The sequence below is a fragment of the Mesorhizobium sp. P2_D1 genome (genome assembly GCF_056404455.1).
In genome coordinates this window covers 1-20870 of the sequence record NZ_JBFUDZ010000007.1, presented here as the reverse complement: position 1 = coordinate 20870, position 20870 = coordinate 1, and the positions used below count along the sequence as shown (strand labels likewise).

At 61.3% G+C, this 20870-nt stretch carries 16 protein-coding genes and 1 tRNA gene; 8 read left to right on the top strand and 9 right to left on the bottom strand.

Annotated elements, in window-relative coordinates; all coding sequences use genetic code 11:
- Positions 1–91: 91 nt before the first annotated feature.
- Both AC1D0I_RS08145 and melA read right to left on the bottom strand, forming a co-directional pair.
- Positions 92–2173: an ABC transporter substrate-binding protein gene (locus AC1D0I_RS08145; protein WP_477394248.1), complete on the bottom strand. Its 2082-nt coding sequence runs from the start codon at positions 2171–2173 to the stop codon at positions 92–94.
- A gap of 119 nt (positions 2174–2292) precedes the next feature.
- Entirely contained in the window at positions 2293–3759 is a 1467-nt protein-coding gene (gene melA, locus AC1D0I_RS08140; RefSeq protein WP_477394246.1) for an alpha-galactosidase, read from the bottom strand.
- A 60-nt stretch (positions 3760–3819) separates the two neighbouring features.
- On the opposite strand from melA, the gene AC1D0I_RS08135 reads away from it, so the two are divergent.
- Positions 3820–4881, top strand: coding sequence for an AraC family ligand binding domain-containing protein (locus tag AC1D0I_RS08135; protein WP_477394423.1), 1062 nt, complete (start codon positions 3820–3822; stop codon positions 4879–4881).
- A gap of 67 nt (positions 4882–4948) precedes the next feature.
- On the opposite strand, the gene AC1D0I_RS08130 is transcribed toward AC1D0I_RS08135, so the two are convergent.
- The 5 genes from AC1D0I_RS08130 to AC1D0I_RS08110 form a co-directional block, all read right to left on the bottom strand.
- Positions 4949–6976 carry an aldo/keto reductase gene (locus AC1D0I_RS08130; protein ID WP_477394244.1) on the bottom strand — a complete coding sequence of 676 codons (2028 nt, stop codon included), beginning with the start codon at positions 6974–6976 and terminating at the stop codon, positions 4949–4951.
- Between the two features lie 34 nt (positions 6977–7010).
- Positions 7011–8090 carry an ABC transporter ATP-binding protein gene (locus AC1D0I_RS08125; protein WP_477394242.1) on the bottom strand — a complete coding sequence of 360 codons (1080 nt, stop codon included), beginning with the start codon at positions 8088–8090 and terminating at the stop codon, positions 7011–7013.
- Positions 8091–8098: 8 nt separating this feature from the next.
- Positions 8099–8935, bottom strand: coding sequence for a carbohydrate ABC transporter permease (locus tag AC1D0I_RS08120; protein ID WP_477289631.1), 837 nt, complete (start codon positions 8933–8935; stop codon positions 8099–8101).
- On the bottom strand, positions 8932–9792 hold the full coding sequence (locus AC1D0I_RS08115; protein WP_477394240.1) for a carbohydrate ABC transporter permease: 861 nt from the start codon (positions 9790–9792) through the stop codon (positions 8932–8934). Before AC1D0I_RS08115 ends, AC1D0I_RS08120 begins: the two co-directional genes overlap by 4 nt.
- A 105-nt stretch (positions 9793–9897) precedes the next feature.
- A complete protein-coding gene (locus AC1D0I_RS08110; protein WP_477394238.1) occupies positions 9898–11169 on the bottom strand; it encodes an extracellular solute-binding protein in 1272 nt (423 codons plus the stop codon).
- An 85-nt stretch (positions 11170–11254) separates the two neighbouring features.
- Here AC1D0I_RS08110 and AC1D0I_RS08105 point away from each other — a divergent pair, with 85 nt between their 5' ends.
- Both AC1D0I_RS08105 and AC1D0I_RS08100 read left to right on the top strand, forming a co-directional pair.
- Positions 11255–12148 (top strand): helix-turn-helix domain-containing protein, encoded by an 894-nt coding sequence (locus tag AC1D0I_RS08105; RefSeq protein ID WP_457153786.1) that lies wholly within the window; start codon positions 11255–11257, stop codon positions 12146–12148.
- A 325-nt stretch (positions 12149–12473) separates the two neighbouring features.
- A tRNA-Phe gene (locus AC1D0I_RS08100) sits at positions 12474–12549 on the top strand.
- Between the two features lie 566 nt (positions 12550–13115).
- Here the strand turns inward: AC1D0I_RS08100 and AC1D0I_RS08095 are convergent.
- Positions 13116–14006 carry a LysR family transcriptional regulator gene (locus AC1D0I_RS08095; RefSeq protein WP_477394236.1) on the bottom strand — a complete coding sequence of 297 codons (891 nt, stop codon included), beginning with the start codon at positions 14004–14006 and terminating at the stop codon, positions 13116–13118.
- Between the two features lie 205 nt (positions 14007–14211).
- Here AC1D0I_RS08095 and AC1D0I_RS08090 point away from each other — a divergent pair, with 205 nt between their 5' ends.
- From AC1D0I_RS08090 to AC1D0I_RS08080, 3 genes are all read left to right on the top strand, one after another.
- On the top strand, positions 14212–15138 hold the full coding sequence (locus tag AC1D0I_RS08090; RefSeq protein WP_477394234.1) for a DMT family transporter: 927 nt from the start codon (positions 14212–14214) through the stop codon (positions 15136–15138).
- 83 nt (positions 15139–15221) lie between these two features.
- The gene (locus tag AC1D0I_RS08085) at positions 15222–15944 is read left to right on the top strand and encodes a haloacid dehalogenase type II (protein ID WP_477225400.1); all 723 of its coding nucleotides are present in this window, start codon (positions 15222–15224) and stop codon (positions 15942–15944) included.
- Positions 15945–16813: 869 nt separating this feature from the next.
- Positions 16814–18649: a patatin-like phospholipase family protein gene (locus tag AC1D0I_RS08080; protein WP_477394232.1), complete on the top strand. Its 1836-nt coding sequence runs from the start codon at positions 16814–16816 to the stop codon at positions 18647–18649.
- 257 nt (positions 18650–18906) lie between these two features.
- Here the strand turns inward: AC1D0I_RS08080 and AC1D0I_RS08075 are convergent, their stop codons facing one another.
- Positions 18907–19017, bottom strand: coding sequence for an FAD-linked oxidase C-terminal domain-containing protein (locus AC1D0I_RS08075; RefSeq protein WP_477394231.1), 111 nt, complete (start codon positions 19015–19017; stop codon positions 18907–18909).
- Between the two features lie 387 nt (positions 19018–19404).
- Between AC1D0I_RS08075 and AC1D0I_RS08070 the strand changes: the two genes are divergently transcribed.
- Together AC1D0I_RS08070 and AC1D0I_RS08065 are read left to right on the top strand one after the other, a co-directional pair.
- Positions 19405–20586 (top strand): carbohydrate kinase family protein, encoded by a 1182-nt coding sequence (locus tag AC1D0I_RS08070; RefSeq protein WP_477394229.1) that lies wholly within the window; start codon positions 19405–19407, stop codon positions 20584–20586.
- A 71-nt stretch (positions 20587–20657) separates the two neighbouring features.
- Positions 20658–20870: glutamine amidotransferase (locus AC1D0I_RS08065; RefSeq protein WP_477394227.1), on the top strand; the 213-nt coding region annotated here is incomplete at its 3' end.

Sequence of the window (20870 nt, the reverse complement as noted above, 5' to 3'; positions counted from 1 at the left end):
GGACGCTCCCATTGAGGGTCGTTCGGAGGGTTGGTTTGCCCCGGCCGCGCCAGCGGCGCGGCCGGGTCTCTCTTGGTCAGGGGAGGCAAACTTACATCGGACCCTTGTCTCCGGGCTTGCCCGGGAGCTCCTGCGGGAACAATTCGTATTTCGCCTGCTTGTCGGCCGCGACGAAGACGCGTTCTCGGACGATCGAATCCTCGGCCCAGTTGAACATGAAGATCGGTGTGCCCTGCGGAATGTTCGAGAAGCGCTTGTTGACGATCAGCGCCCCGGGATATTCCGTCAGGCCGACATTGTAGACGTGTTCGGTCGAGATCTTCTGGAACTCTTTCATCAGGCTGGCGCGCTTGTCGTTGTCCTCTGACGCGACGAACTTGTTGACGATGTCGACGAGGTCTTTTTCGAAAGGCATCAGGTCGACCTCGCCGCTTTCCGGCGCACGGTGATTCCAGCTGGTTTTCGGGCCGACAGGCGCAAGCTGTTCGGTGTTCTGCACAACCGAGGTCAGTTCCTGGTCGTTGCGCCGGATCAACCAGTCGAAACGGCCGGAATACTGCGAGGCGTCACGCTGGGTACCGTTGAGGCCGTTCAGCACGACCCTCAAGCCCAGCTTTTCCATTTGCGCGACGACACCTTCGGCAAGACTTTTGTCGGTGCCGTAGTCGTTGTTGACCAGCATCACGATCTCGACGTTCTTACCGCCGGCAGTGCCCGCCGGGAAGTTCACGAAACCGTCGCCGTCGGTATCCTTGAGGCCGGCCTTGGCGAGTTCGGCCTTGGCGCCCGCGAGGTCGAATGGATAGTAGACGGTGGACTTGCGGTCATAGAAGCTTGTGCCCGAGGAGAAGCCGCCGGGATAGATGGCGGTGAACGGCCCCTTGACCAGGGAGTCGCCCAGTGCCTTGCGGTCGAGTGCCATGGTGACAGCCTTGCGGAAGTCCTCATTGCGGTTCAGCTCACGGACTGCCTGGCTGCGCTCGTCCGGGTTGCCCCAGCCATTGGCGGAATAGTTCAGGCGCAGATTGTAGCCGATAAGGCGTGGACCAAAGGCGAGCCGTGCCGGCGCGTTGGCTTCAGCGGCGCGCTTCAACGAGGCGACAAAGTTTTCCGGCTGCTCGAGGTTGGAGAAGTCGCCCGAGCCGGCGACCGCCTGGACGTCGCGGTCGGCCCAGGTCGACAGCTTGTACTGCAGTTCGTTGAGATAGGGCAGCTGGTTGCCCTTTTCGTCGACCTTCCAGTAGTAGGGGTTGCGGCGCATGACGATGATGTCGTCCGGCCGGTATGCGACCGGCACCCAGGCGCCCATCACCGGCATGTTCATATATTCCGGCGGAAAGGCGTTCTTGAACTGGTCGTAGGTGTTCTTCGAATATTTCGGATGCTGCGGCTTCAATATGTGTGCGGGGCCGGGGCAGAAGGTACCATAGGCCATGGCGTAGAGGTACTGTTTCGGGAAGGCGTCCTTGAAGGTCCACTCGACAGTGTAGTCGTCGATCTTCTTCAGCGTCGTGCCGACGCCGAAGGTTTCCGGCGTCGCGCCATTGAGCGGCGAGACGTTCGGGTCGACCACCTCGTCATCCCAATAGAACATGACGTCGTCGGCATTGAAGGCCACGCCATCAGACCATTTGGCGCCCTCGATCAGATGCATGGTCAGCTTGTGGCCGTCCTTCGACCAATCCCAGCTTTTGGCAAGGTTCGGCAGCGGCTCGGTGTCCTTGGCTTCGACCTGGAACAGTGGCGCCGTGCGCGTCAGACATTCGGAGAGGCCAATATCGATGCCGCCCCAGCCTTGCGTCTGGCCGGCGCCATAGTTCCAGCCTTCCGGCCGGCCGCCGATGACATGGCGCATCGTATCGCCATAGACGCCGACGCCGTCAGGCATGTTGGCCGTCTTGAAGACCAGCGGCTCCTTCGGCAGCCGGTCCTTCACCGGCGGCAGCTTGCCGGTCTTGACGTATTTTTCGGTCAACCAATCCGGCTCATGATATTCCGGCAGGGCTTTGAACTCCAGGATGGAGTCACGCGCGACGTATTTGATCTTGCCCTCGGCCGGAAAAGTCGCCGGCACCGGTGGGACTGTCGGCTCTGAAGCGAAAGCGTTGAGTGCCGGAACCGAGACGCTCAGCGCCAGTCCGGCAGCAAGACTGATATTGCGTAAATTCCTCACTGTCTCTCTCCCTCTTGTTTGTTCCGGAGCTTTTATACCTGCTCCCCTTCTCCTCGAATCCAAACGACTTCGTGGCAGTGGATCCGCCTCCCGTAGATCCACCATCACCGCATGAAATTTCAGCCGGCTTGTTTCAGCGCGGCTTTTTCGGCGCGCAATTCCTCGATCGAGCGCACGCTGCGCCGCGCCGCGCCAGCCCATTCGCGGGTCTTGACCCCGGATGTCGACAGCCGCGCCCTGGCGGCCGGAACCGCGTGGGCATATTGCGGCAGCCAGGCTGCCTGGGCGACGACCATTTCGTCGACCATCTGCCAGACCTCCTCCGGGGTTGAAACCGCGCCGACCAGCGGATCATGCAGCACGGCGAGCTTCAGCAGATCGATGTCGCCGGCGATAGCGGCATGGACCGACATCCGCTGGACGTTGATCGAGGAGATGCAGGTGGCCGCACAGGCTTCCGGCAAGGTGATGCCCGCGGCCATGTTGATGCCGAAACGATCGACGAAACCGGGCGACTCGATGATGGCGTCCTGCGGCAGGTTGGTGATCACGCCATTGTTCTTGACGTTGAAGTGGCCGCGATAGACGCGGTTGGTCTCCAGCGCCTCCAGGATGTGACTGGCATGCTCGTTAGAGCGTTTTTTGGGATCGATCGGCTGTGATGCCGCTTCGAGGAACTGCGGGTATTCCGTTTCGAACCAGTTGCGGGTTTCGGTCGAGTAGCGCAGATAGCCGCCCGTCTCGCCATGGATCCAGTCGGACATATCGATCCAGCGCGTGATCTCGTCGGGGCGTTTGCGGTACCAGGGCAGATATTCGGAAAGATGGCCGTTGCTTTCAGTCGAATAGACGCCGAAGCGCTTCAAGACATCGATGCGCAGCTTCTCCTGCCTGGAATAGACCGGGTGCGCCTCGAAGGCGGCGACCAGTTCGTCCTTGCCGATCTCGCGGCCGTTGAGGCGCAGATCGATGAACCAGGTCTGGTGGTTGATGCCGGAGCAGACATAGTCGAGCTCTTGCCTGGACTTCGCACCCAGCACCTCGGCGATCTGCTCGGCGCCGTGCTGGACACCGTGGCAGAGCCCGACGGTGTCGACCTTGCCGTACTCGATCGCCGCCCAGGTGTTCATCGCCATCGGGTTGGCGTAGTTCAGGAATTTGGCGTTCGTCTCGGCAACCTCACGTATGTCCWTGCAGAAATCCAGGATCACCGGAATGTTGCGCTGGCCATAGAGAATGCCGCCGGCGCAGATCGTGTCGCCGACGCATTGGTCGATGCCGTATTTCAGGGGAATCCTGATATCGTCGGCATAGGCTTCGAGGCCGCCGACCCGCACGCAGCTGATGACATAGCGTGCGCCTTCGATTGCCTTGCGGCGGTCGGTGGTCGCCGTCACCTTGGTCGGCAGACTGTTTGCCTCGACAATCCTGTCGAGGATCGCCTTGATCATCTCAAGATTGTGCGCGCTGACGTCGGTCAGCGCGAATTCGATGTCGGTGAATTCGGGCACGCACAGAATATCGGTGAACAGCTTCTTGGTGAATCCAACGCTGCCGGCACCAATGATAGCGATTTTGAAACTCATCTGCCGGACCTCATTTCGTTCGAATGGCAGGCAAGGAACGACAAGGAAAGGTTCCGCCACATGCCACGACATGTGTGCAGGACACGCCGGAATCCGGCCATGCCAACCTCCCTTTCCGCTCCTCGACTGCGGATCTCTCTCGCTTTTCGAAGGGGATTATGCGCTTATTCGGGAGCGCGACCAGAGAAGGATTGTGCTTTGAAGGGTAATTTTGTGCTGCAGGATTTGATAGCCAACGGACAGTCCATGCGCACGATCTCGCTGCCCCGCGGCCGCCAGCGCCTGCACGCCATGCCGACGAGCACGGGCTATGAAGTGCGCGAGGACGAGATCTACGACTGGGACGGCCGCAAGCGGGGCCAGACACCGTTCACCGTGCTCCAGCACACGATCAGCGGGACAGGCCGGCTGCGCTATGAGAACCGCAACTACCGCCTGCAGAAGAAAGACACATTGCTTGTGCTGGTGCCGCACAACCACCGCTACTGGCTGGCCAAGGATGAACGCTGGGAATATTTCTGGATTTCCATGAACGGCGATGAGGCGCTGCGCATCCACAAATCCATACTCGGGACGTCGGGTCCGGTGTTTCGGCTGCAGCCGGCAACGATCGATCATCTTGCCGATTGCAGCCTGCGCCTCATCAAGGGCGCCGCTTCGCCGGGTGCTGCTTCGGCCGTCGCCTACGAAGCCGCGATGGCGCTCTATGACGATGTCTTCGGCTCGCATGCCTTTGCCGAAAAACAGAGTGCCATGCAGCCGGTCATCGATCACATCAGTGCCAATCTCGACAAGCCGCTGCAGGTGGCGGACCTGGTCCAGATCAGTGGCCTCAGCCGGGCCCATTTCTCACGCTGTTTCGCCGAGAGCGAAGGCCTGCCGCCCGCCGAGTTCGTGCTGCAGCAGCGCCTGCAACGCGCGGCGAAGCTGCTGACCAAGGTGGACTTCCTGCCGGTGAAGGAAGTCGCCATCCTGTGCGGCTTCGACGACGCGAATTATTTTTCGAAGGTCTTCCGCCGCTGCTACGGCATCACGCCCAGCCAATTCCGCACCACCGGCATGTATGCCAGCATGAGAACCCCGGCCAGACGCGGCGCCAGCGTGCCGGACGACGAGACCTGACGCCGCCTTAGGATCGTGGTTTCATGCATGTCGACCAAAACCGCTGCGCACTTCTGGGCAACATGCATCAGGCAGCGTGCAGCCTGCCGCCATCCAGCCATTCGAGATCGGCCGGCGAAAGCGTGATGTCGAGTGCGCGCAGGCTGTCGTCCAACTCGCCCAGGGTGCGTGGCCCGATCAGCGGAATGGATGGGAAGGGCTGATTGAGCACATAGGCCAGTGCAACATGGATCGGGCTCTTGCCCAGCCGCGCGGCAAGTTCGATCGCCCGGTCGCGGCGGCCGAAATTCCGCTCCGAGTACCAGACCCGCACCAGTTCCTCATTGTCGTGCCTGTCGCGCCCGGCGCGGTCGGTGAAGAAGCCGCGCCCCTGGCTCGACCAGGCGAAGTTCGGCATCTGCCGGGCGGCCAGCCAGGTCTTCCACGCATCGGTCGAGGAGGTCACGCACCCGGCCCAGATCGGCTCCAGCATCTCGGCCAGCGAGAAGTTGTTGGACAATGCCCAGGGCTTCTGTTTGCCGGTCCGCTCGGCATAGGCAATAGCCTCGTCCATGCGTTCCATCGTCCAGTTCGAGCCGCCGAACGGGCCGCGGATGCGGCCGGCTTTCACCTCACGATCCATCGCATCGACGAATTCACCGACCGGCACATCCGGATTGTCGCGATGCATGAAATAGACATCGACATGGTCGGTTTGCAGGCGGTCGAGTGACTGGTCAAGCTGCTTGCCGATCACATCGGGATAGCAGAGCGGCGAATGCGCGCCTTTGGCGATGACCACCGATTGCGCGCGCACGCCGCGGTTTTTCAGCCACTCGCCAAGCAGCGCCTCGGTGTAACCGCCGCCGTAGACATAGCCGGTGTCGAAGAGATTGCCGCCGGCCTCGAAAAAGGCATCGAGCAGGATCGACCCGGAAGAAAACGTGCGGAAATCCTCGAAGCCGAGCGCCACCACCGACGCCGGCTTCGATAGGCCCGGAATGGTGCGCTTGGCGATCGCCGTTCCGCCGGAGCGCAAAGGCCGGCCGGAGATGGTGTTGGTGCGCTGCGGGGCCTTCTCGATCCCGTATTCCAGGCCCGCTGCCGCCCGCCATCTGTCGAGGACGCGCAAGGTGCCGAGACTGTCGGCCCAGTCCATGCCCGGCCATGCGAATTCTTGCCGCCCGGCGAGGATGGCCTCACCGGCGGCGTCGACCTCGAAAGAATAGACATGGCGCTTTTCGTCGACGCTGATGGTCTCACGCGCGCCATCGGATCCGATCACGTCGATCCGCCCGAGGCCGACGTTGCGGTCGCCTCCGGCGAACCAGAAGTCCGGCACCTCGATGCGGCCCCTGGCGCCGAAGATTCTCAGCACATTGTCCTGGTTGAGCGAGATGCTGCAGGAAACTTCGGCAATGATGCCGCCCGGGAAATGCAGAAGCGCCGAGGCCCATTCGTCGACACCGGACTGGCCAAGGTGGGCCGTACCAACCACCTTGTCCGGCTCGGCGAAGGGGAGGCCCGCCGCCGCCCCGGCAATCAGCCGCGCCATCGAGACCGGATAGCCGCCGACATCAAGGATGCCGCCACCGGCAAGATCGTTGGCATAGAGCCGATGCTCCGGCATGAAGCCCGGCATGGCAAAGCCGAAACTCGACTTGATCATCCTGATATCGCCGATGACGCCCGATCTGATCAGTTCGACCAGCCTCAGCGTCTGCGGGTGCAGCCGGTACATGAAGGCTTCGCCGAGAAAGGTGCCGGCCTTGCGCGCGGCATGGATCATGGCGTCGGCCTCGAAGGCGGTCAGCGCAAGCGGCTTTTCGCAAAGCACGTGTTTGCCGGCTTCCGCCGCCCTGATCGCCCATTGCGCGTGGCCGGGATGCGGTATCGAGATGTAAATGGCGTCGATGTCGGGATCGGCGAGCAAGGCATCGTAGCCATCAACGATGCGGGCGCCGGGGAAACTCTCGGCGAGACCCGGCTTGGCGGGGTTGCGCGCGCCGATGGCAACCAGCTTGCCGGTGCGCGAAGCGGCCGCGCCACCGGAAAAGGCCTGGGCGATGCTGCCCGGGCCGAGAATGCCCCAGCGAATGGGCGTTGTTGAAGTCATTGTCATTCTCCTTGAAGGCTTGAACCGGCGGCCGTCAGCGCAGCCGCAGCCCTTTTTCATCGAACAGGTAGGATTTGCGGATGGAAACCGTGATCTCGGACGCATCGGGAACGTTTGCCGCGTCGCGCTGGATCACCACGTCGTCGCCGTTCGCCGTTCTGGCATAGAGAAAACTTGTGCCGCCCAGGTGCTCGACCACGTCGATGCGCACCACAAGGTCGGTGTCGCCCTCTCCGGCGCTGCCGAAATGTTCGGGACGCACCCCGACCATGACCTTGCTCCCTGCTTCAGGTACAGCGCTCGTCAGCGGTTGCGCGATACGGGTCTTCTCCTGACCGGCCAGTTCGACCACAACACCATGTGCATCGCGCCCGACAATGCGGCCGCTGATGAAGTTCATCTTCGGCGAGCCGACAAAACCCGCCACGAACTGATTGTCGGGATTGTCATAAAGATCGAGCGGCCGGCCGATCTGCTCGATATGGCCGGCGCGCATCACGACGATCCTGTCGGCGAGTGTCATCGCCTCGGTCTGGTCGTGCGTGACATAGATCATGGTGGTGCCGAGTTCCTTGTGCAGGCGCGATATCTCGACCCGCATCTGGACACGCAATTCGGCGTCGAGATTGGAAAGCGGCTCGTCGAACAGGAACACCTGCGGTTCGCGCACGATGGCGCGGCCAATGGCGACGCGCTGGCGCTGGCCGCCCGACAATTGCTTGGGACGCCGGTTCATCAGTTCATTTATGCGCAGGATTTCTGAGGCTCGCTTGACGCGCCGGTCGGTGTCGGCCTTCGGATTGCCGGTCATCCTGAGCCCGAAACTCAGATTCTGTTCGACGCTCATGTGCGGATAGAGCGCGTAGGACTGGAAGACCATGGCGATGCCGCGGTCGGCCGGCTCGACATCGTTGACGAGTTTGCCGCCGATGGCGATCTCGCCGCCGCTGATGTCCTCGAGCCCGGCGATCATCCTGAGCAGCGTCGATTTTCCACAGCCGGAGGGGCCGACGAAGACGACGAACTCGCCATCCTTGACGTCGATGTTGGCGCCATGGACGACCTCGAAGACGCCGAAGCGCTTGATGACATTGTTGAGCGTGACTGTCGCCATGCTGTCCCTTACTTGATCGCGCCGGCGGCGATGCCGGCGATGAAATGGCGCTGCAGAAGCACGAAGACGACAAGCATCGGCACCGTCAGCATCACCGCGCCCGCCATGATGCCGCCCCACGACACCTTGGTCAGGCCGATCAGCGTGCCGAGCGCCACCGGCGCCGTCATCGAACCGGGCTGGCTGTTGATCAGGAGCGGCCACAAATAGTTGTTCCAGGAGGCGAGGAACAGGATGATGGCGAGCGCCGCCAGCATCGGCCGCGCCAGGGGCAGTGCGACGAAGAGGAAGATGCGCCATTCCTTCACCCCCTCGACGCGCGCCGCATCGAAAAGGTCGTCCGGCATCATCGAGAAGCTCTGCCGCATGAACAGCACACCGAGCGAATTGAACAGCGGCGGCACAATCAGGGCCACCCAGGTGTTGGCAAGCTTGAAATCGCGCGCAACCATGATGAATTGCGGGATCAGCACCACCGCATAGGGCAGCGTGATGGTGCCGAGGATGATGGCGACAACCAGGCCCTTGCCGACGAACCTGTAGCGGGCCAGCGCCCAGCCGGCCATCGACGTCAGCAGCACCGACAGGAACGTGTAGGTCACCGCCACGGAGACCGAAATGCCGATGGCGCCGACAAAGTCGGTGTCACGCTGCAGATTGTTGAAATTGTCCATGAAATTGCCATGCGGCAAAAGCTCGATGCCGGGACTGAAGATGCCGTTGTCCGGCATGGTCGAGAACACCACCATCATCCACAGCGGAAACAGCCAGATCAGCGCCAGCGGCGTCAGGAACAGATGCAGCGCGATGCTGCGTCCCAGCCTTGCGGAGGAGAGGGAACTCATTTCGGTTCCCTCGTCAGCCACAGCTGCACCAGCGTGATCGCGATCGCCAGCCCGGCCATGGTGTAGGCGACGGCCGACGCGTAGCCGAAGTTGAGCGACCGAAAACCCTGGCGGTAAAGCAACAGGCCAAGCGTCTCGGTGCCGCCGCCGGGTCCGCCGCGCTCGGTGATCAGGAAGGGTTCGGTGAACAGCTGCATGGTGCCGATGATCGACAGCACAAGGCAGAACACGATGACCGGCTTCAAGAGCGGCAGAGTGATAAAGAAGAACTGCTTGAGCTTGCTGACGCGGTCGAGCGTCGCCGCCTCGTAGACATCTTCGGGAATGGACTGCATGCCGGCGAGCAGGATGATGGCGTTGTAGCCGGCCCAGCGCCAGGTGACCGCGATCATGATCAGCGCCATCGCCGGCGTGACGTTGGAAAACCAGTCGACGCTGGGCAGGCCGACGCTGTTCAAGAGCTTGTTGACGATGCCGAAATTGAGGTTGAACATCAGCCGGAAGACCGCCGAGTAGGCAACTTCGCCGACCACGACCGGGGCGAAGAAGGCGAAGCGATACAGGCCGCGCGCCTTGAGCAGCGGCGAGTTCAACAGCACCGCCATCACCAATGCCAGCGTGATCATCACCGGCACCTGAATGACGAGGATGAGCAGCGTGTTCTTCAGGGCGTTGAAGAAGGCGGGGTCGCCGATCAACCGGCCCCAGTTGAAGGTGGGCGCGAACCGCCATGGCACGGTACGTGTCGCCTGGAAGGAGATCATGAACGAATCGATGATCGGCCACACCCAGAAGATCGCAAAGATCAGCAGATACGGCGCGAGGAAGCGATACGCCGTGGCATTCTGATAGCGCATCGTAGCCTCCTTTCCGCGTTCAAGGGGGGGCGCGCCCGTGCCGAGACACGTGGCGCGTTCGGCCCCGGACAGCATCAATGCCGCCCGGGACCGTCTCGGTCCAGATCAAGATTTGACGGGCAATCCGGTCGCCGCGGCGATCTGGCTTGCGGCATCGTCGAGTGCTGCCTTGGCGTCGGGGTAGCCGCCGGCCAGATATTTGGTCTGCACGGCGCGGACGATGATTTCGGCGTCGCTCTKGAATTGCGTGCCGCGGCTCGGGACGACCTTGGGCAAGGTGCCGAGGATGTCCTTCCACACCGCCTGGCCGCCCCAGTAGGGCAGGCCTTGCGCGACATAGGGGTCATTGAGCGCCGACACCAGCGAGGGCACCAGGCCGAAGTCCTTCAGCATGGTGATCTGGCCTTCATTGGTTCCGAGCGTGTATTTCAGATAGGCGTAGGCGGCCTCCTTGTTCTTGGACGCCGAGGTGATGGCCAGCGAGGAGCCGCCGAGATTGGCGGCGCGCGGGCCGTCGGCGGTGAGGCTCGGCATCAGGTAGACACCCCATTTGCCGTTTTCACCGGACGATTCGGTGCGAATGGTGCCTTCATACCAGCCGCCATAGACCTGGGTGGCGACGGTGCCGGCGGTGTTGTTGGTGATCTTGGTGCCCCAGTCGGCCGAAGAGACGATGCCGGCGTCCTTCATCTCCTTGACCTTGGTCATGGCATCGACGCATTTGGGCTGGTTGATCGTGATCGACTGGCCGTCCTCGGCGAAATAGGCGCAGCCCTGCTCGTTGGAAATCATGCGGAAGAATTCGCTGTCGCCGTTGAAATCCGCATTGGTCATCGAGACGCCCGGGTTGGCGGCCTGGATCTTCTTGCCGGCGGCGATGAAATCGTCCCAGGTCTTGATCGATGCCGGATCGACGCCGGCCTTTTCGTAGAAGTCGCGGCGGTAAAAGGCCGCCACAGGACCCGAATCCCACGGCATTGCATAGGCCTTGTCGCCGACTTCGAGCTCGGTGCGCTTGAAGTCGGGGAATTTCTTCTGGTCCTCGGCGGTATAGCCCAGCGTATGCAGGTCGACGAAGCAGTCGGGGAACTGGCTCCAGTAATTCTCGGCCTCGCCGTTCTCGATGGTGACGATATCGGGCAGGCCGACGCCTCCGGCGGCGCAGCCGGCGATCGACTTGTCGTAGGTCGGCTGGTTGCCGAGATCCTGGACCGTCACCTTGACGTCGGGAAATTGCTTGTTGAAGCCGGCAACGGTCGCCTTCAGCGATGAAGCCGCGACATTCCAGCTCCAGATCGTGATTTCGCCGGATTGCGCAAAGGCCGGGGCAGAGCCCAGGGCGAGCGCGAGCGCGGCGCAGGTCATTGTGATGCGCATTGAAATCCTCCCATTCCATTTGCTCTCTCACTGTGAGCGTGGCTAGACTATGCAGTGGGCAGGGCCTGTCGCCGTCAAAGGGAATATGAAATTGGCGGAAAGTAAGATGCCGGAACGACCGTTTTACCAGCCTGGTGCCAGCAGCGTGGAAGGCTTGCCGCTGCTGCTGCAAATGTTTCACACCAGTCCTCTGGTGATGCTCAAACCGCATTGGCATGCCCAGGTCGAAGTGAATTTCATCGTGCGGGGCAGCGTGCATTACCGCATGAACGACCACGAGATTTCGCTGTCTGCCGGCGAGATGTGCCTGTTCTGGGGCGGCCTGCCGCACCAGATGGACGATTTGTCCGACGACGCCGTCTATGCCGGGGCGCACCTGCCGCTGGTGCATTTTTTCCGGCTGCACCTGCCCACGGACATCCGGCACCGGCTGATGACGGGTGCCACACTGGTGACGAGTGCCACCGACCCCTCCGACAACCATAATTTCGAGCGCTGGAACCGCTACGCCCGGTCCGGCGACCAGGCCAAGGCGGAACACGCCGTCAACGAATTGCTGCTGCGGCTGGAGCGGGTGCGGTTCGAGCCCTACCGGCTCGTATCCGCAACCCCGATCGGCCAGGAAACCGGCAGCGCCTTCGACCAGCAGTCGTCGCGCAACGTCGGGCGCATGTGCGATTTCATCGCCGAGAACTTCCTCTACGACATCGATTGCGTGAACATCGCGGCGGCAGCCGACATCCATCCCAAATACGCCATGAGCCTGTTCAAGAAATCGACGGGCATGACGCTCAACGAGTATGTCAACCTTTTGCGGCTGAGCTACGCGCAGGCGCTGTTGATGCACCAGGACGCCAATGTGCTCCGCGTCGCCATGGATTCGGGCTTCGGCTCGCTCAGCGCCTTCAACAAATCGTTCCGCAAGCTGGCCGGCATGTCGCCCTCCGATTTTCGCAGAGGGGTGTCTGGCGCCAGATAGAACCCGGCGACCAGGCGGTGCTGCCTGGCGCTGCAAATGCATTGTCGCATCTTGATCGTCGGCTGAAAGACGGGTCACGCCGTTGCGGTCCGCGACGGCAAAGCGCACAAGGGCGGCGCCGGCCGAAATGGGACCGCGCCGCAAGCCGTTCCGCCCGTCGCTACGGCATCGGAACCGGGCCATTGCACGGCGTCTCATTTCCTGTCTGAAATCGCCATCTGGGCGCTGGACAGGCCGGATTCCCGTGCTATAACCCACGCGCTTTCAAGGGGCGCCCATGGTGCCTCATGAGATCCGGTGTGCGAGATATCGTTTGCCGGAACAGGCCCAGATAGCTCAGTTGGTAGAGCAGCGGACTGAAAATCCGCGTGTCGGTGGTTCGAATCCGCCTCTGGGCACCATCCCCTCCTCTCCCCATACGCCCCTTTGCCGAAGCTTCCACGCTTCCGTCTACCCTACAGCGACGGTTCACCAAACGCCGAGACGAACCTCCAACCTCCGAAAATCATACTGGCCGGTCGAAAAACCGCGAAACTAGGCGACCAATGTCGCATGCCCGGAAGGTCAACATTTCCTATATGAAATCAATAGGTTAACGGATGGTCCGCCAAGCCATTTCCTTCGTATTCTCTCGTATGGTCTGGCGAACCTAAGGACGATGAACGCGACTAACTACAGGCTTCGAGATATCGCCGATGTAGCCGCAGGTCGCCAGGAACTCCCTTGTAGTGAATGACCGAAGTGGGGCCGAAAACGGAACGTCCGCTTTCGGGATGTTTTGCGCGAAAGGCCGACCTATACATCCAGCGTTACACCCCCAGGGGCTTTGCGCCAGAACGGCCCTTGTTTTGAGGGCGGCGAACTGCCGTGTAATCTTGTTGGAAGAGCGGGAGAAACGGCCAGCTATGGACGAACTGCCGGCGAACAGCCGAAGGATTGACGTGCCAGCTTTCGCAGCGCGGCGCCCTCATACGGCGATTTGAAGCGTCCCGTAACGCTTTACCTCAGCCTCGATCTCCCTGACCAGAGTCTCTAGCGCGGGGTTCCTGGGATTGCGCGCGCGCCTGATTACATAAGCCAGGTCTGGAGCCTTTGGGAACTGGTTGTCGACAATCTCCATATCGGGCTGCAGGTACCGCTGACTCAAGATCGCGACTCCGAGCCCCGCGGTAACGCCTGCAATGATTCCGGCCGCGCTGGAGCATTCGAACACGGTCTCGAACACCGTATCCTCGTCCTGCCCGACGTCCATGCCCCAGCGCCGATAAAAACAGTTTTCATCGAAGGATAAAAATGGGATTGGCTTCCCGTTCGACAGCACCAGGTCTCGCGATTTCACCCAATGCAGCGTCTCGCGGAACAGGAGGATATCGGCGGGGCGGACCTCGTGCTGGAAGACCTGGATGATGGCGGCATCAAGGGCTCCCTGGCTGAGCTGCTCCTGCAACACGAGGCTCATGCGCACCTGCGTGCGGACGCTCACCTCCGGGTAGAGCCGGCGAAAGCGGCCGAGAATGCGCGAAAGGTCCGTGCACGTCGTATCCTCGGTCATTCCCAGCGCGATCTTGCCTTGCATAGTGCTTTTCGACAGGCTCAGGACCGCCTCGTCATGGATGCCAAGAATGCGCCGCGCATAGCCAAGCAGATCCTGTCCGGCCGTGGTGAACATCGGCGCATTTGCTTTCCGGGTGAGGATTTCGCAGTCGAGACTCGTTTCAAGCCTCCTGATCTTGTGGCTGAYGGCCGACTGCGACAGGCCGAGAATCTCGGCCGCGCGCGTCACGCCGCCGTGCTTCTCAATCGCGACGAGCGCGCGCAAGGCGTCGACATCCAGGCGGCGGGTCATCACTCCAGCCATGACAATACTCGCTTGAAACTAAAGAGACGCGCCAATCTCTGATCCTCTGATGTCCCCCAGGCAAGTCGATATGCCGGTTTTAGGACCACTTCATGATCATATCGAAATTTGTCATATGCAAAGGCGCGTGCGTGTCGTCAATAGTCCGCGCCAAAATTGGCCGTGATCCGCTTATGGGTCACGGGCGCCTGACCAAAGAGATGCCATGACGCTCCTGCACGCCAAAGCCCATCGCCTCGTGTGGCCAATGATGGCGACGGCGCTGGTCGTAAGCTGGAGTTCCGGCTTCGTCGGCATCCGCTACGCCAGCGAGAATGCCGATGTCATGCTGGTGCTGTTCTGGCGGACACTGATGTCCGGATTGATCCTCTCGCCATTTGCTCTCCTGATCGGACCGCGCATAAGCGCCCGTGCCCTGGTCCAGCAGATGGTCTTCGGCGTGGCTATGATGTTCCTCTATCTCGGCGGATTCGCGCTTGCCATCGGCCAGCGCGTGCCGACCGGCCTTATCGCGCTGATTTCCGATCTTGTCCCGCTCGCCATCGCGGCCTTGTCACAGCCGGTGCTGGGACACCGCCTGACAGGGAGACAATGGATCGGAACGGCCCTCGGAGCGACGGGCGTTCTCATCGTCTCGCTGGACGGCCTGAGCCTCGGGACGGCCCCGGCCTGGGCATATCTGTTGACGGTCGCTTCCATGATGGTTCTGGCGCTGGCAACCCTGGTGCAGAAGCGGATGGGGACGATCAATATGCCCATCCATCAGAGCCTGTGCATTCAATGCCTGACGGCAGCAATCCTTTTCGCCGCTTGCGCCGAATGGAATGGCGGGCTGATGCCGCCCCTCGATGCCCGGTTTGGATTCGGCATCGCTTGGCTGGTGCTGTTTTCGACCTTCTTCTGCTACAGCACGTATTATGTAAGCCTGCGCCTCTACACCGCCTCACAGGTCAGCAGCGTGATCTATCTCAGCCCACCGGTGACGATGCTCTGGGGCTGGTCGATGTTCGGCGAGCCGCTTTCGAAGGCGATGCTGGCTGGCCTTGCGGTGACACTGTTCGGTGTCTGGTTCACCTCGTCGGGCAGCGCAGCGGCGAAGGACTTTCAGCTCCGTCAGCAGCAGATCGGCTAATCCCCGAGGCGAAATCGACCTCGCGATTGATCGCGATCCACGCCGGCGTCGCTTCACCCACGCACATCAAAGGAGGCAAACCCATGAAGCTCACAGATTTCAAAGCCCTGACCTTCGACTGCTACGGCACCCTGATCGATTGGGAATCCGGCATGATCGACGGGCTGAGGCCGCTGACCGAACGGGCCGCCCGCACGTTGAACCGGAACGACATTCTGGAGGCGCACGCCCGGCACGAATCCAGCCAGCAGAAATGGACGCCGGGGAAACGCTACCGCGATCTTCTGGCGATCGTTTACAAGCGACTTGCGGAGGAGTGGAGTGTCATCGTCACTCCTGAGGAATGCGTGGCGTATGGCGAAAGCGTGAAGGATTGGCCGGCTTTTGCCGACACCGCTGAAGCCTTGCAGTACCTCAAAAAGCACTACAAGCTGATCATCCTCTCCAACGTCGACAACAAAAGCTTCTCGTTCAGCAACAAGAAGCTCGGCGTGGACTTCGACGCGATCTATACGGCGGAAGATATCGACTCCTACAAGCCTTCCGACCGGAACTTCAACTATATGCTCGAAAAGCTCGGTACAATCGGGATAGAGAAGCGAGAGATCCTACACACCGCGGAAAGCATGTTCCACGATCACGTTCCCGCCAACCGCTTCGGCCTGACATCGTGCTGGATCCATCGCCGGCATGCGGATCAGGGCTTCGGCGCCACGATGAACCCAGGCGAGGTGCCGGTGGTGGATTTCCGATTCGACAGCATGGCCGATCTGGTGAAGGCGCACGCTGAAGAAATACGGGGCTGATGTTCGAACCGCCAAGCAACCTGTTGCGTGACACCGCGCGCCCGACCCGATCTGGAAGGAGACAGTCGCGGACCGATGGTTGCCAAGGTCACTTCGAGAGTTGTTCAACGCAATTCGTCGAAAGCAGCCCGCCGGCTTCCGGGAAGCAGATGCTCGGAAGCGCTGGCATATCCCCACTATCTGCGGCCGATAGGCCGGCCAGGGAACTGGTCCGTCAACGAGTTCCGCACCCCGAGTTCTTGGCCTTTACGCAGTCTGAACCCGAAGAGCCTCCGCTTACTCTCTTCTGACTGTCATCGTGGGTGGCGCACCCTCGAACTTCCACAGGATCGACGGTAAGGTCCGTTTTCCCGCACCACCAATATTTGCCTCTATGACCGACATGAGGCGCAAGCTGCCATTCGGTAGAAGATAAATGCGGGCGCGGATCTCGACGGCGAACGCGGCTCACGCTCCAGCGTCCTCAATGGCGCGGCCGCCCGCACCTGCCAGCGGGGATCCGGCACCCGCGGTCGTGCGACCGCTTAGCCACCTGATTGCTGTGGGCATCGGCTTGGTGGCTTTCGCAATGTTCGGGCTGTGGCTGCACGGCTGGCCGTTGGGAGTCTCGCCCTTCGCTTGAACGTCCGCAGCCACGGCGCGCCTTCGAGATGGCCTGGCGAATCCCACCAGTTGCCGCGGATCGAGCGCCTCGCAGACGCCACAGTGAACCAATGCTTGGCATAAGGTCGGCACATCAGAATTTTGATCCATAGACGGACTCCAGCCGGCAACGTTGCGGTTCGGCTCGGATCGAGCCTTGCGACGCTGCAAACACGAGCGGTACAGGATACAATCACCGGAGCGAACGTGTCCCCGGGATGGCTCAAATGTCCTCCGTCGATTCTCTCGCCGCGAGATTATTGTCGGCGACATTGATGTTCGATCGGGCGTCGTTGCTGGCGCTCGAGGCTTTGGCTGCCGAATCCGACCGTCGGGTCCTGAGGCGCGGTGAGGTCTTGGTTCGCGAAGGCGATCCATCGGACAGGTTCTTCGTCGTGCTGTCCGGTCGCTTTACGGTACACAAAGGAGAGCCGATTGGCTCGGTCGCCGAGATCGCACAGGGCGAGCTAGTCGGCGAAATTGGTTTCTTTGCAGGACTGCCCCGTACGGCCACTGTCCTTGCAGCGCGCGATTCGATCGTCCTTGAAATCAGTCGTAATCATTTCGAGATGGCGGCAGAGGCTTTGCCGAACCTGAGAGAGGCGGTCACAATATTTCTGGCGCGCCGGTTCGCCACGCAATCTCCGATTTTGTCACGTCCCCAGAATCCTGCCAAGATCCGAACGCTTGCCATCATTGCAGCCGGCGGAAGTCGCATCTCACCGGTTTTCATCGGGCACCTACAGCAAGAGTTCGGCGCGGTCACGCGCGCTCAGTTCGTTTCCCGGCTTGACGTCCACGCGAAGTTCGCAGGTCGTCCGATCGACGGCCAGCCGGTCCTTAACTGGTTGAACGAACTGGAGGCGCAAGCTGAATTCGTTGTCTACGTCGCCGATGAAGAACCTAATGAATGGACACGAGTCTGCATTCGCCAGGCCGATACTGTCCTATTGCTGGCTGACGCGTCCTCCTCGCCTCGCTTGAACGCGTCCGAGGAATTGGCGCTATCGGTCCATCCACCAGCGACCGGTCGGCTTGTCCTAATTCACGACAATCGCTCGGCTGCGGTCTCCGGCACCTCTGCGTGGCTCGACGAGCGTCCCTATGTCGGCCAGCATCATCACGTTGCGCTGGAGGACGGGGCTGATATCCAGCGCCTGGTTCGATTTATTTCCTGCAAGGCACGTGGCTTCGTGGCGGCGGGGGGTGGGTCCCTGGGCAGCGCCCATCTGGGCGTCTACAAGGCCTTCTTCCAGGCGGGCGGGCGCTTCGACTATCTCGGCGGGACGAGTTCCGGAGCGGCGATGATGGCCGGCTTCGCAAGAGGATTGGACGCGGAGCAGATCGACCGCGGCACGCACAACATATTTGTCAAGAGTCGGGCGTTTCGGCGCCCCACCTTGCCGCGTTTCGCGCTTCTAGATCACAAAACCTTCGATCGAGCCCTTCGGGCGGAATACGGCGACGTTCTGATCGAAGATCTTTGGCTTCCGTTCTTTGCACTTTCGACCAATCTGAGCAGCCGTCAGCCCCATGTCCACCGTCGTGGAAAACTCTGGCAAGCCGTTCGGGCATCCGGCTCGATCCCGGGTGTCCTGCCGCCGTTCTTTACGGCTGACGGCGATATGCTTGTAGACGGCGCCATCATGAACAATTTGCCGCTGGAACAGATGAGGGAACTCAAGACCGGCCCCAATGTCATCGTGAGCTTTGGGTCCAGTGGACCGCAAAAATACCCCATCGACTATGACCGCATCCCCGGAAGATCGGAACTGGCGGTCGCCCTGCTGAACCCTTTCGGCCGTGCCCGCTTGCCGCAGGTTCCGAGCATGCTTCAGGTTATTGCCGCGAGTATGCTGACACACGGGCCGCAAGACATTGCCGTCGGCGACGAGGATGTCTTGGTCTGTCCGCAGGTTTCGAGCACGATCAGCTTCATGGATTGGAGTCGGCATTCCGAGTTGTTTTCGGACGCCTACGACCGCACCGCGCAATGGATCGAGGAACGTCTCCGCCAGAACGACTCAGGGCTCCGGGCGGTGCTCGGTAACGCACATACTTAGCGCATCACAGCCTGACTTGCTCGATAATCCTGTCGGCCGAGTGCTAAGCGACCCGGACGGCCGCGTAGTCGATGTCCAGAACGGAATCGATGACAGCGCAAGACTTCGAGTTGGGATCCCCGACCACGTAGCTGACCGTGTTCGTGGTCGCGTCGAAGAAGGCCTTGACCCTCGGGCCTGACTGAAAGGTCGGTCTCGAAGGGGATCGGAACGTACACGCAGTTTCTCGTTCTATCCTTGGCCAAGTCGGGCGGATGCTAGAAGATCTTCCCCGGATTCATCAAGCCTTGCGGATCGATCGCGCCTTTCAGCGCCGCCATCAGGTCCACCGCGCGGTCACCGTGCTCGGTTCGAAGATAGGCCTTCAACGGTATCGGCAGCCAGTCCTTCCCGGCAAGCTCTTTCTCGGTCAGCCCACCGCCTCGTCCTTCGCGAGCGTTCCACCGCCTTGGTCGCCGTCTAGCTGAATCCGGCTTCGCGCACGGTAAGCGCATCCGAGCGCGCTCCTAACGCGCCGATGTGGGCTGACCAGTGATGAGGCTACTTTCGCTGTTCCGTCATCCGCCCGCTAGATGCTCGCTTTTCGCTGGATTGAAAATCCTTCAATATTGGAAAGATCCACTTCAGAATTGAGGCGATTGCCGGATCGATATTCCAATTTGAGATGCCTTTCATCGATTCTTTAGAAGATGGTTTCGTTGAGGTTGCGCGATTCCGTTGCTAGCGTTTGAAACGCTTCAAAAGGAGCCAGGTTGTTGCAACGCAAGCGCCCCACAATAGCGGATGTCGCACGAACCGCCGGTGTCTCCATCGGCACGGTCTCGAACTTCATCAACGGAACTGCGGCTCTCAAGGAAGGCACGCGAGACCGTATCGAAAAGGCGGTAGCGGCCTTGATGTACCGTCCAAGTTCGTTTGCGCGCTCCCTTCCCGGCCGCGCACCGCAGCGGCTAAAAAATCTCGATCATTTGCCTAGACTTCTCGTCGCGGGCCGGGTGAGCGTCGACTTCCTGTGCCGCGTCGACGTGCTGCCGCACCGCGACGACCGGATAACCGCAAGCCACATCGAAAAGGCGTTGGGTGGTCCCGCGGCCAATCTCGCGGTCGCCGCCGCAGGCGTTGGCGCGCCCTACGCTCTCGACGTCGAATTGGCGACTGCAGTCGGCCAGGACGCGGAGAGCGACTGGGCATTGGGCGAGCTTTCCAAACTGGGTGTCCACGCCCTACCCATCCGCAGCACGCCGAACAACCGGCTGTCACAAGCGATCGTCATCATCGAGCGCAACGGCAGCCGCACCATCATCAGCGAGCCGTTCGAGCTGGGCGAGGTCGACCTTACGGCCAACCTCGATATCCAGCCCGAGCAGCGCCCGACGTGCCTGCACATCGAGGGCTTCCACTATGAAACGATGACGGCGTCCATAGCTCGTTTTCACCAGGCGGGCTGGAAGGTGAGCCTGCATTCGCCCGGCCTGCCCAAAAGCGCGCGCACGCCTGAGGTCTTTGCGCAGATGGTCAAACAGATCGACCTCACCTTCATCAACGACGTGACGATCAGGGAGATCTACGGCTTCAGCGCGCGCATGGCGTCGATGATCGATGAGGTGCGGCAGGTGCTGTCACGGATCAAACCACGCGGGACGGTCGTGCTCACCTTGGGGGAATTCGGCGCAGTTGTCTTTCCGGCGACGGGCGGACCGCAGATCGAAGTGCCGGCGCTGCCGGTCAACCGGGTGGATGCGACCGGCGCCGGCGACAGCTTCGCCGGCATCTTCCTCAGTCTCTGGCTGCATGGCGCGTCGCTGGAAACGGCCGCGCGCTACGCCGCGACCGGCGCAAGTCTGACGACGACGGTCGAGGGCGCGCAGGGATACATTGCCGACTTTGCCACGCTGAAGGCCGCTGCCGCGGCCAACAGCGACGCGGTAGCAAGCTAGATCAATGGCTTACCGGATCCGCGCTACCCAGAAAGCAACAGGCTGACCAGCCAGAATTGGAGAACGTCACCATGACCAAAACAAAAGTCCTGCTGGTCGGCGAGAGCTGGATGAGCTCGGCGACGCATTACAAAGGSTTCGACCAGTTCGGCAGCGTCACCTTCCATCTCGGYGCGACGCCGYTAGTCAACGCCTTGAAGGACAGCGAATTCGACCTTGACTACATGCCGGCCCACGAGGCCGTCGAAAAGCTGCCCTTCACCATCGGAGGCCTGTCGCAGTAC

What these genes read in the sequence shown, in the direction of transcription:
- AC1D0I_RS08135 (WP_477394423.1), top strand. Translation starts at nt 3,820, where the DNA reads ATGCCACGACATGTGTGCAGGACACGCCGGAATCCGGCCATGCCAACC.
- AC1D0I_RS08130 (WP_477394244.1), bottom strand. Translation starts at nt 6,976, where the DNA reads ATGACTTCAACAACGCCCATTCGCTGGGGCATTCTCGGCCCGGGCAGC.
- AC1D0I_RS08125 (WP_477394242.1), bottom strand. Translation starts at nt 8,090, where the DNA reads ATGGCGACAGTCACGCTCAACAATGTCATCAAGCGCTTCGGCGTCTTC.
- AC1D0I_RS08120 (WP_477289631.1), bottom strand. Translation starts at nt 8,935, where the DNA reads ATGAGTTCCCTCTCCTCCGCAAGGCTGGGACGCAGCATCGCGCTGCAT.
- AC1D0I_RS08115 (WP_477394240.1), bottom strand. Translation starts at nt 9,792, where the DNA reads ATGCGCTATCAGAATGCCACGGCGTATCGCTTCCTCGCGCCGTATCTG.
- AC1D0I_RS08105 (WP_457153786.1), top strand. Translation starts at nt 11,255, where the DNA reads ATGAAATTGGCGGAAAGTAAGATGCCGGAACGACCGTTTTACCAGCCT.
- AC1D0I_RS08090 (WP_477394234.1), top strand. Translation starts at nt 14,212, where the DNA reads ATGACGCTCCTGCACGCCAAAGCCCATCGCCTCGTGTGGCCAATGATG.
- AC1D0I_RS08085 (WP_477225400.1), top strand. Translation starts at nt 15,222, where the DNA reads ATGAAGCTCACAGATTTCAAAGCCCTGACCTTCGACTGCTACGGCACC.
- AC1D0I_RS08080 (WP_477394232.1), top strand. Translation starts at nt 16,814, where the DNA reads ATGTCCTCCGTCGATTCTCTCGCCGCGAGATTATTGTCGGCGACATTG.